The organism is Phaeovulum sp. (genome assembly GCF_041596715.1).
GTDB lineage: Bacteria > Pseudomonadota > Alphaproteobacteria > Rhodobacterales > Rhodobacteraceae > UBA6213.
The window spans coordinates 1-9337 of record NZ_JBFHIA010000113.1; the positions used below are offsets into that span (position 1 = coordinate 1).

The 9337-nt window shown below is 62.0% G+C and carries 9 protein-coding genes; 1 reads left to right on the forward strand and 8 read right to left on the reverse strand.

The features are described from left to right. Positions 1 to 341: 341 nt before the first annotated feature. From ABY403_RS09215 to ABY403_RS09230, 4 genes are all read right to left on the reverse strand, one after another. A complete protein-coding gene (locus tag ABY403_RS09215; protein WP_372840493.1) occupies positions 342 to 1076 on the reverse strand; it encodes an ABC transporter permease in 735 nt (244 codons plus the stop codon). Further along, positions 1073 to 2008 (reverse strand): ABC transporter ATP-binding protein, encoded by a 936-nt coding sequence (locus ABY403_RS09220; RefSeq protein ID WP_372840494.1) that lies wholly within the window; start codon positions 2006 to 2008, stop codon positions 1073 to 1075. Before ABY403_RS09220 ends, ABY403_RS09215 begins: the two co-directional genes overlap by 4 nt. Continuing rightward, complete coding sequence (locus ABY403_RS09225; protein WP_372840495.1) at positions 2005 to 3090, reverse strand: ABC transporter permease; 1086 nt, start codon at positions 3088 to 3090, stop codon at positions 2005 to 2007. Before ABY403_RS09225 ends, ABY403_RS09220 begins: the two co-directional genes overlap by 4 nt. 98 nt (positions 3091 to 3188) lie before the next feature. After that, positions 3189 to 4097, reverse strand: a complete 909-nt coding sequence (locus tag ABY403_RS09230) for an ABC transporter substrate-binding protein (protein WP_372840496.1) — start codon at positions 4095 to 4097, stop codon at positions 3189 to 3191. Positions 4098 to 4341: 244 nt separating this feature from the next. On the opposite strand from ABY403_RS09230, the gene ABY403_RS09235 reads away from it, so the two are divergent. After that, entirely contained in the window at positions 4342 to 4524 is a 183-nt protein-coding gene (locus tag ABY403_RS09235) for a hypothetical protein (RefSeq protein ID WP_372840500.1), read from the forward strand. Positions 4525 to 4766: 242 nt separating this feature from the next. On the opposite strand, the gene ABY403_RS09240 is transcribed toward ABY403_RS09235, so the two are convergent. From ABY403_RS09240 to ABY403_RS09255, 4 genes are all read right to left on the reverse strand, one after another. Further along, on the reverse strand, positions 4767 to 5714 hold the full coding sequence (locus tag ABY403_RS09240) for an ABC transporter substrate-binding protein (protein ID WP_372840497.1): 948 nt from the start codon (positions 5712 to 5714) through the stop codon (positions 4767 to 4769). 39 nt (positions 5715 to 5753) lie between these two features. Then, entirely contained in the window at positions 5754 to 6755 is a 1002-nt protein-coding gene (locus tag ABY403_RS09245; RefSeq protein ID WP_372840501.1) for an ABC transporter permease, read from the reverse strand. Then, positions 6748 to 8304, reverse strand: coding sequence for a sugar ABC transporter ATP-binding protein (locus tag ABY403_RS09250; protein WP_372840498.1), 1557 nt, complete (start codon positions 8302 to 8304; stop codon positions 6748 to 6750). Before ABY403_RS09250 ends, ABY403_RS09245 begins: the two co-directional genes overlap by 8 nt. 4 nt (positions 8305 to 8308) lie before the next feature. After that, a partial coding sequence (locus tag ABY403_RS09255) for a Gfo/Idh/MocA family protein (protein WP_372840499.1) occupies positions 8309 to 9337 on the reverse strand: 1029 nt, incomplete at its 5' end.

Consider the following 9337-nt stretch of genomic DNA (forward strand, 5'->3'; position numbering starts at 1 on the left):
GCCCCCCCATCAAGGGTGTCACCGCCCCCCTGCCCCAATAGCAGATCGTTTCCGCCCAAGCCCGCGATACGCTCGCCCAGCGGCGTCCCAGACAGCATGTTGTCGCCATCGTCGCCATAGATGTCGAAGTTTTCCGTCATCGCCAAAGCCCGTAACGCATTGTTTTTACGAAAGCCTCTTTCGCCTGTTGATCGACGCCTTCACCTTTGTCCGATCGCGGCACCGCGCTGACCCGCACCGCAGTGTGCCGCCTGCTGCGCCAAGCGGCATCGCCGCGACCCTCGTCTCCGGTTTCGACGATAGGCGTAAACATTTGCTTGAGGGGCGAGATGCGCTGCCTGCTAGGCCCCAAGACGCCGCGATAGGCGCGCTTCAAGCTGCACCAGCGCGTCATAGATCAGAACCGCGAACAGCCCGACGATCAGACCGCCTTGCAGCACATAGGCGGTGTTGTTTGTCAAAAGCCCTGCGATGATGACCTCGCCCAAGGTCTTTGCCGCAACGGTAGAGCCGATCGTGGCCGTGCCTAGGGCAATCACCACCGAAAGGCGGATACCTGTCAGAATGACCGGCAGCGCAAGCGGCACCTCCACCCGAACCAGTCGCTGCCAGCGGTTAAGGCCGATCCCGCGCGCGGCCTCCATCGTCGCGGGCGGCAGGGTTGATAGCCCGGTAACTGCGTTCTCGAAAATCGGCAGCAGGCCATAAAGGAACAGCGCTACCAGCGTGGGCCCGGCACCAAAACCCAGCGCAGGCACCGCCAGCGCCAGCACGGCCACCGGAGGAAAGGTTTGGCCCATATTCGTGATCGTGCGCGACAATGGGCGGAACGCGGCCCCTGCGGGTCGGGTCACCAGAATGGCCAGCGCCACCGCCACCAATGTCGCAGCACTGGAGGCAAGTGCAACGATGCCGAGATGGCTGAGTGATAGCGAAAGCAGCGATGCGCGTTGATAGATGATGGGCCCGTTTTCAGGCGCAAACGGTGCAAAGGCCCATGTGAACCATGTAGGCCGCAACACCAGGGCCAGCAGCAATCCTGTAAGTGTCACCCGCAGCAGGGTCGCGCGCTTCATTGCGGGCCTGCCGCCCGCGCGCGGATCGCATCCAGCGTCACGCGCCCCACCAGCGCACCATCGCAGGCCACTGGCACCGCATCTCGCCCAGTCCAAAGACAGGCCGAAAGCGCATCGCGCAGGCTGGTATGTGAATCCAGCGCCTCGCCCGCAGCGTCTCCGGGTTCGACGATTTCGGACACCGGGGCGAGTGATAATAGCCGAAGCGGGCGGTCCACCCCGCCCACCATTTCGGCCACAAAATCTGTCGCCGGATGCAGGATGATCTCGGCAGGCGCGCCGTATTGCACCAGCCGGCCTGCATCCATCACCGCAACGCGGTCACCCAGATGAATGGCTTCTTCCATGTCATGCGTGACCAGAACGATGGTCGAGCCGAGCGCACGCTGAATACGGCGCAGATCCTGCTGCGCGCGGGCCCGGATGATCGGGTCGAGCGCGCCAAAGGGTTCATCCATCAACAAAAGATCGGGGCGTGAAGCCAAAGCGCGCGCCACGCCCACGCGCTGCTTTTCGCCGCCTGACAACTCCGAAGGGTAGCGGTCACGAAACTGCGCAGGGTCCATCGAGAACAAGGTCAAAAGATCGTCCACTCGTGCCCTGATCTTTTCCTTAGTCCAACCCAACAACTCGGGCACCGCGCCGATATTGCGCGCGACGGTATGGTGCGGAAAAAGCCCGTGGCCTTGGATGGCATAGCCGATGCGCCGCCGCAGAACGTGTTTTTCAATCGCCGACGTCGGCTCGCCGTTGATGCGCACTTCGCCCGAGCTTGGCTCTACCAGACGGTTGATCATGCGCAAAAGCGTGGTCTTGCCAGAACCAGAGGTGCCAACGATCACGGTGATCGTAGCGGATTCCACGGTCATGGATACCGAATCCACTGCCGCCACGTCGTCGTAGATTTTGGTGATCCGGTCGATCTCGATCATGCTGCGCGCTCCGGTATCGGTCTGGCAAGGTCAACGAAGATGTCCATGACGATGGCAGCGGCCAAGGCCAAGCCCACGGTGGGCAGCGCGCCAAGCAAGATCAGATCAGTTGCTGTCTGATTTAGCCCCTGAAAGACAAACGCACCAAACCCTCCGCCCCCGATGAGCCCCGCGATCACCGCAAGGCCGATGTTCTGCACCAGCACAATCCGAAGCCCTGTCAAAATCACCGGCAACCCCAATGGCATCTCGACTCGGATAAGGCGCTGCCACTCGGTCATCCCCATGCCACGTGCTGCCTCGCGTGCGGTGGGCGGTGTGCTTTGAAGCCCCGCAACCGTGTTGGCCACCACCGGCAAAAGCGAATAGAAAACCAGCGCCAAAAAGGCCGGGGCAAAGCCGATTCCGGCAATGCCGATGGCTTGCGCACCCGGCACGGTATCACCGACCCAGCCAAGCAGTGGGATCATGAAGCCGAACATCGCAAGCGACGGGATGGTTTGCAGAAAACTCAGCACCGGCAGCACCGCGCGGCGCAGCCCGGCGCGGCGGTGGCAAAGCACGCCAAGCGGCAGGCCGATCAGCGCCGCCACCGCCAGCGAACCGAAGCCGAGGCCAAGGTGGCGTTGCAGCGCATCGCGAAACGGGCCCTCGCGGCTGGCATATTCCTGAAGGATCGAAAGTTCGGACAGCGCGCCCGAGCGCAGTAAAAGCGCCAGCCCCCCCAGCACCGCCACCAAAAGGCCAGCGCGCGCCAGCGGCCCCGGCGCAAGGTTCGACAGCGCATCGGCCATCAGCAGTGAAAAGATCACAAGCAGCGACCAGAACCCCGCCCCAGGCGAGACGCGCGCGTAATTACCCGCGCCTTCCAGCAAGGAAGGGGCACCTTGCGACAGAAGCCAGACAAGGCCCGACAACCCCAGTAACGCACCCGCCAGCCGCAGCCTTGGCCAAGAGAGCAACAGGCCAAGCACCAACCCCAATGCCAGCGCCATCAGCCCCGGCAGCGTCACCTCTGGCCCCGCAAGCCGCCACGCCGCGACACCCTCGCCCGCGACAATGCGGTTGGCGGCCAGCGTCATGAAAGGTGCCAGCAGTGCTGCAATCCCCAAGGCCGCGAACAGCAGGCCCGGCGCGGAAAGCCTTTGGCCCGTGCTGCGCGCCTTGGCTGTGGCGGCGATCAGTCCAGCACTCCGATCTGGGTAAGATAGTCACGCGCAACTGCCTCGGCAGGCTCGCCGCCAACTTGGATGCGCCCGTTAAGGCTTTGCAGCGTCGCCATATCCAGCCCGGCGAAAATCGGGTTCAGCACGTCAGCAATGGTCGGATATTCCGCCAGCACCGCGTCGCGGACAACGGGCGTGGGCTCATAGACCGGCTGCACCCCCTTGTCGTCGGCCATCACCACCAGCCCCGTTGCGCCAACGCCGCCATCGGTGCCATAGGCCATCGCCGCATTCACGCCAGAGGTGCCGCGTGCGGCCGCCTGAATCGTGGCCGCAGTATCACCGCCTGATAGCACCACCGTCTGGTCGGGCGTCAGCACAAAGCCATATGCCTCTTGCATCGCAGGCAGCACTGCGGGGGAAGACACAAACTCGGTCGAGGCTGCGAGCTTCACCTGACCGCCCCCAGCCACCCAAGCGCCAAAGTCGGACATGGTGCGCAGATTGTTGGCCTCGGCCAGCGATCCGATCACCGCAATCGCCCAAGTATTGTTGGCCGGGGCCGACTGAAGCCAAGTCAGCCCGTTCGCGGCGGCATCCAGCTCTGCCGCGCGGGCGTGCGCCGCCTCGGCATTCTTCCAGACGTCACTGTCAGCTTCGTTGAAGAAGTAGGCAGCATTGCCGGTATATTCGGGATAGATATCGATCTGCCCGGCCAGCTGTGCTTCGCGCACGACCTGCGTGCCCCCCAATTGCAAGCGCCGTTCCACCGGAAGGCCCGCATCTTCAAGGGCAAGGGCGATGACATTGCCAAGCAACCCGCCCTCGGTGTCGATCTTGGAAGAGACCACGATATCGGCTTGTGCGGCGCTGGCCAGCGCGACGCTAAGTCCGGCGGCGGCAAGTATGAAATCGACTTTCATGGTTCGGCTACCTCCCTGAGCGTTGTATCCGCCATCGTTGCAGCGTGATTCGTGCCTAAGTGTAGTATCTATTGCGCGACTGCCAAGGATTTCGGGCCCACCCTCGCCGTTTGGCGCGGCGGGCGGCGCGGCCAATCGGGCGCTGGGTCGCGCGCGCGGCGGCGGCTGATTGCGCCGGCATCAGCCCTGTGCGCAGTAAAGTGGGCAGCACCGCAGACAAACGATCTGCAACGAAATCGGTGGGCTGTTCCTTGACCCGGCCCATCATGGCAAAGGGTCAGGCAGGGCGATGGTTGACCATATCACCAGCGCCAAAGGCCCGTTGCGGGTCGAAGTGTTCGCACAGAACACGATTGGGCGGCCGTTCTATGAAAATACGGATTCGGGTTTGAAGAAGAGTATCTGCACGATCCGTCGGGCCAAATGACGGTCAAGATGGCGATGCCCGGGGCCGAGTAGACAAATAAGGGCCGCCCCGGACTAAAGGGCGGCCCTGCATCAATCACACCGTTGAATGAGGCACCGTAAAATTAGGCGATACTCTCGCAAAGCGAAGGCCAATTTGTTGCCCAGCCACCGCTTGGTCGAGAACTAAGTTGGGTGGAGCGTCCAACTGGGTGCCGGGCGCTCCGGTGTTTGCGGGAAAGCCCGCAAGTGCTATGACGTGCCTCAGAACGGGCTGTCAGGATAGAAGAAACGCGCGGCGTTATCCTTGGTAATCAGCACCGACCCGATGATGAAGTTGCCCGAAACAGGCGCGTTCGAAACGAAGTTGAGCGCGGTGAGTTCAATGGCGGTCGCGGCCATCGACGGCGGATAGGTCACGTCGGCCTTCACATATGCATCGCCATCGCGGACCTTGGCGATCATCTCCTTCATACCGGCACCGCCGAGCACCCACATCTCGTCCATCCGCCCGGCTTCTTTGATCGCGGCCAAAACGCCAACGGCCATATCGTCATCCGATGCCCAAACGGCGTCAATCTGCGGATATTTCGACAGGAAGTCCTGCATCACCTTGAAGGCATCGTCGCGGTTCCAGTTTCCGTGCTCCATGCCCTGGATCTCGATCCCGGTGCCCTCGATCGCAGCTTGGAAGCCTGCGACGCGCTCGTTGTCGATCGTGGTCGGAATACCGCGCAGCACGACGATCTTGCCGCCATCCGGCATCATGTCACGGAAGAACTCGCCCGAAACGCGGCCGAAACCGGGGTTGTCGCCCGCCACATAAAGGTCTTCGATCCCGTCCTCGGAAAGCCCGCGGTCGATCACCGTAACCCAGACACCGGCTTCCTTCACGCGCTTGACAGGCGCGGTCAGCGGCTCGCTTTCAAACGGCAGCACCACCAGCGCGTCGATGTTGCGCGTCGCCATCATGTCTTCGATATCGTTGACCTGCTTGGCCGGGTCGCTGGCGGTTGTGAGCACGAAATCAAGTTCGGGGTAAGTTGCTTCCAGCCGTGCGATGGTCTGCTCGGTGTGAAAGTTCAACCCGCCGGTCCAGCCATGCGTGGCCGCCGGGATCGACACGCCGATGACGGTGATGTCCTGCGCCAGGGCCGGGGCGGCCATGACCAACGCCACGGCGGTGGCAGCAATGGAGCGTCTCAAGTTCATGGTTTTCCTCCTCATAAGTTCCCTTTTGACCAGACGTGGTCAGCGGGTCGATTTCCTTGCGCGTTGCAATACAACGGCCAGGATGATGATGACCCCCTGGATCGCGCCGTTGAGATAGGGGCTTACCAGGTCGGTCAAGTTCAGGATGTTGTCGATCAGGCCGAGGATCATCACGCCCACCACCGTGCCCCAAACCCGGCCGAAGCCGCCCTTGAGCAGGGTGCCGCCGATGATGACCGCGGCGATGGTTTCAAGTTCCCACAGCAAGCCCGTCGTATTCGAGGCCGAGCCGAGCCGCGGCACGTAAAGCACCGAGGCAAGCCCGACCAGCAGCCCGAGCAGCACATAGGTCATCAGCCGCACCCGCTCGACATGCACAGCCGAATAGCGCGCGACCTGCGGGTTAGAGCCAATCGCGGCGCAATGGCGGCCAAAGGCGGTGTGGCGCATGGTGATCTCGCCCAGCAGAGCGACCACGGCGAAAACAAGGATAGGCCAACGCAGACCAAACGGCCCGCCGTAATAAACCGGCTCGTAGATGTCGCCGAGCGCGAAGTTGAGCGAAATCGTGCCACCATTGGCAAGCCAAGTGACCAGCGAGCGAAAAATCACCATCGAACCGAGTGTTACGATGAAAGCCTCGATCCCCATCCGGGTAATCAATAACCCGTTGGCCGCCCCCAGTAGCGCGCCGATGATCACACCCGCGCCCATGCCGATTGCAATGATTGTCCAGCCTGCCCCAAGCGCCGGTATGAGCGCGTTCATCAAAAGGATCATCAGGCCAGCGATGAAGGCCGTCATCGAGCCAACCGAAAGGTCAAGCCCGCCTGCGGTGATGACAAAGGTCATTCCGACCGCAATGATCCCGATGAAGGCCGAGCGCGACAGCACGTTGGTGATATTGCGCGCCGCCAGAAAATCGGGGTTCAGGATCGTGCCAATGACGATCAGCAAAACCAGCGCCAAGATCGGCCCCAGCACCTGCAAATCGACGCGGAACTTTCTGCCGCCCGGTGCGTTCACGCGCGTCTCAACCATTGCCATTGTCCTTCCTGTCCAGCCCCATGGCGAGGCGCACGATCACGTCTTCGCAGACATCTTCACCCGAAACTTCGCCCGCAATCTGGCCCTGCCGCATCACCACGACCCGGTCGCAAAGGCCGATGACCTCGGTCATTTCCGACGAGATGACGATTACCGAATGGCCGGCATCGATCAGGCCATGGATGAAACCGTAAAACTGCTGCTTGGTGCCAACATCGATGCCGCGCGTCGGCTCGTCGATGATGACGATCTGAGGTTCGGCCAGCATGATCTTGGCAAGCAAGAGTTTTTGCTGATTGCCCCCCGAGAGGTTGCCGACCAGAACGTCACGCTCTGGCGCGCGGATGTCGAACTCCTCGATCGAACGGTCAAGCGCGGCTTCTTCGGCGGCCGTATTGACGAGGCCGCGGGTAAACTTCTTCAACGCCAAGAGCGTAAGGTTGCGGCGCATACCTTGCGTCAGGATCAACCCGTGCTCTTTGCGGTCTTCGGGCAGATACACAATTCCGGCCTTCATCGCCGCCTCGACCGAGTGGATATGCGTGGGCTTGCCGTTGATCTTGACCGAGCCGGTCGTGTGCCGCACGCCGATGATGCCCTCCATCAACTCGGTCCGACCCGAGCCAACAAGCCCGGCAAAGCCGAGAATCTCGCCCCGGCCAAGTTTGAAAGACACCTCGCGCACCATGCCGCCAACGCTGAGCCCCGCCACCTCGAGAACAGGCTCGGCATCCGGTGCCGGCCGCTTGGGTGGAAACATGTCCGAAAGCTCGCGCCCGACCATCGCCTCGGCCATCTGATCGACCGTCATCTCGCCACGGCTCGCCGTTACCACCAGACGGCCATCTCGCATGACGGTGATCTTGTCGGCGATCTTCGCCACTTCATCGAGCTTGTGCGAGGTATATAGGATCGCCACACCCTCGGCCTTCAGCCGCTCGATCTGCCGAAACAGCACCTCTGTTTCGCGCGTTGTCAGGGCGGCGGTGGGCTCGTCCATGATCAGCACACGGGCGTCGCGCGACAGGGCCTTGGCGATTTCGACCATCTGCTTTTCTGGCACCGAGATATCAGAAACCTTGGTGCGCGGATCGATCGGCGTTTCAAGCCGCGCAAGCAGCGCGCGGGTTTGCGCCCGCATCGTCGGATGGTCGAGAAGCCAGCCCCGTTTCAGTTCGTGGCCGAGAAAGATGTTCTGCTCGACAGGCAGTAGCTGCGCGAGGTTGAACTCTTGGTGGATCAAGGTCACACCCTGCGCCTCGGCCTCGCGCGAAAGCGCGAATGTTACCGGCTGCCCGTCCAGCTCTACCGCGCCCTTGCTGGGGGCGAGGTAGCCCGACATGATCTTCATCGTGGTGGATTTGCCTGCGCCATTCTCGCCAATTAAGGCATGAACTTCACCGGGATATAGCTCGATGTTGATGTCGTGCAAAATCTGGATCGGGCCGAAAGAGCGATCAACGCCCCTTAACGCCAGTACAGGCCGGGCTGACCGGGGTGCCGCTGATGTGTTGTTGTTGAGCGGGGCTTCGGCCAGTGTCATGGCATCACCCTAATCGAACCCAAGCCGCATTGCGTGCGGATGAACGAACGCAGGCGTCAACAAAGGCAACGCCTGCCACCCCGTCATCCACCGTTGGAAAAATCACATCCGCTGGAATGGGTTGTCCGGCCTTCTTCGCGCGGATTGCGCGTGCCGCCTCCGTATAGATATTGGCGAAGCCTTCGATATAGCCCTCTGGGTGCCCGCCCGGTGTGCGGGTAAGGCGCGCGGCCACGTCGCGGGCACCATTGCCGCCGCGCGTCAAAAGCCGCTTCGGTTCTCCGAATGGTGTGTACCAAAGGTAGTTCGGATCCTCTTGCGCCCATTCGAGCCCGCCCTTTTCGCCGAAAACGCGCAGGCGCAAGGCGTTTTCATTGCCGGGTGCGACCTGACTGCACCAAAGCATCCCCCGCGCCCCGCCTTTGTAGCGAAGCAGCACATGCCCATTGTCATCGACCCTGCGGCCCGGCACGAAGCTTTGCAGATCTGCGGCCAAAGCTTCCAGTTCTAGCCCCGTCACGAAACCCGCGAGGTTGAAGGCATGGGTGCCGATATCGCCGGTAGATCCGCCTGCCCCAGACCGCGCCGGATCGGTGCGCCATTCGGACTGCTTGTTGGTGCCCGTAGCCTCGACAGCTTCGGTCAGCCAATCCTGCGGATATTCAACCTGCACCACACGGATCGCACCAAGCTCGCCATTCGCCACCATTTCGCGCGCTTGGCGGACCATCGGATAGCCGGTGTAATTGTGGGTCAAGACGAACAGCGCACCGCTTTCATTGGCGATCTTGGCCAGTTTGCGCGCGTCCGCCAAAGAGGATGTCAGCGGCTTGTCGCAGATTACATGGATGCCGCGTTTGAGAAACTCTCGCGCGACCGGGTAGTGCATATGGTTCGGGGTGACGATCGACACCGCCTCGATCCCACCCTTGATGCGGTTCTCGCGGGTCGCCATTTCGCGAAAGTCGCCATAGGTCCGATCTGGCGCAAGCCCCAAAAGCGCGCCGCTTTCCATAGCTTTTTGCGGGGTAGA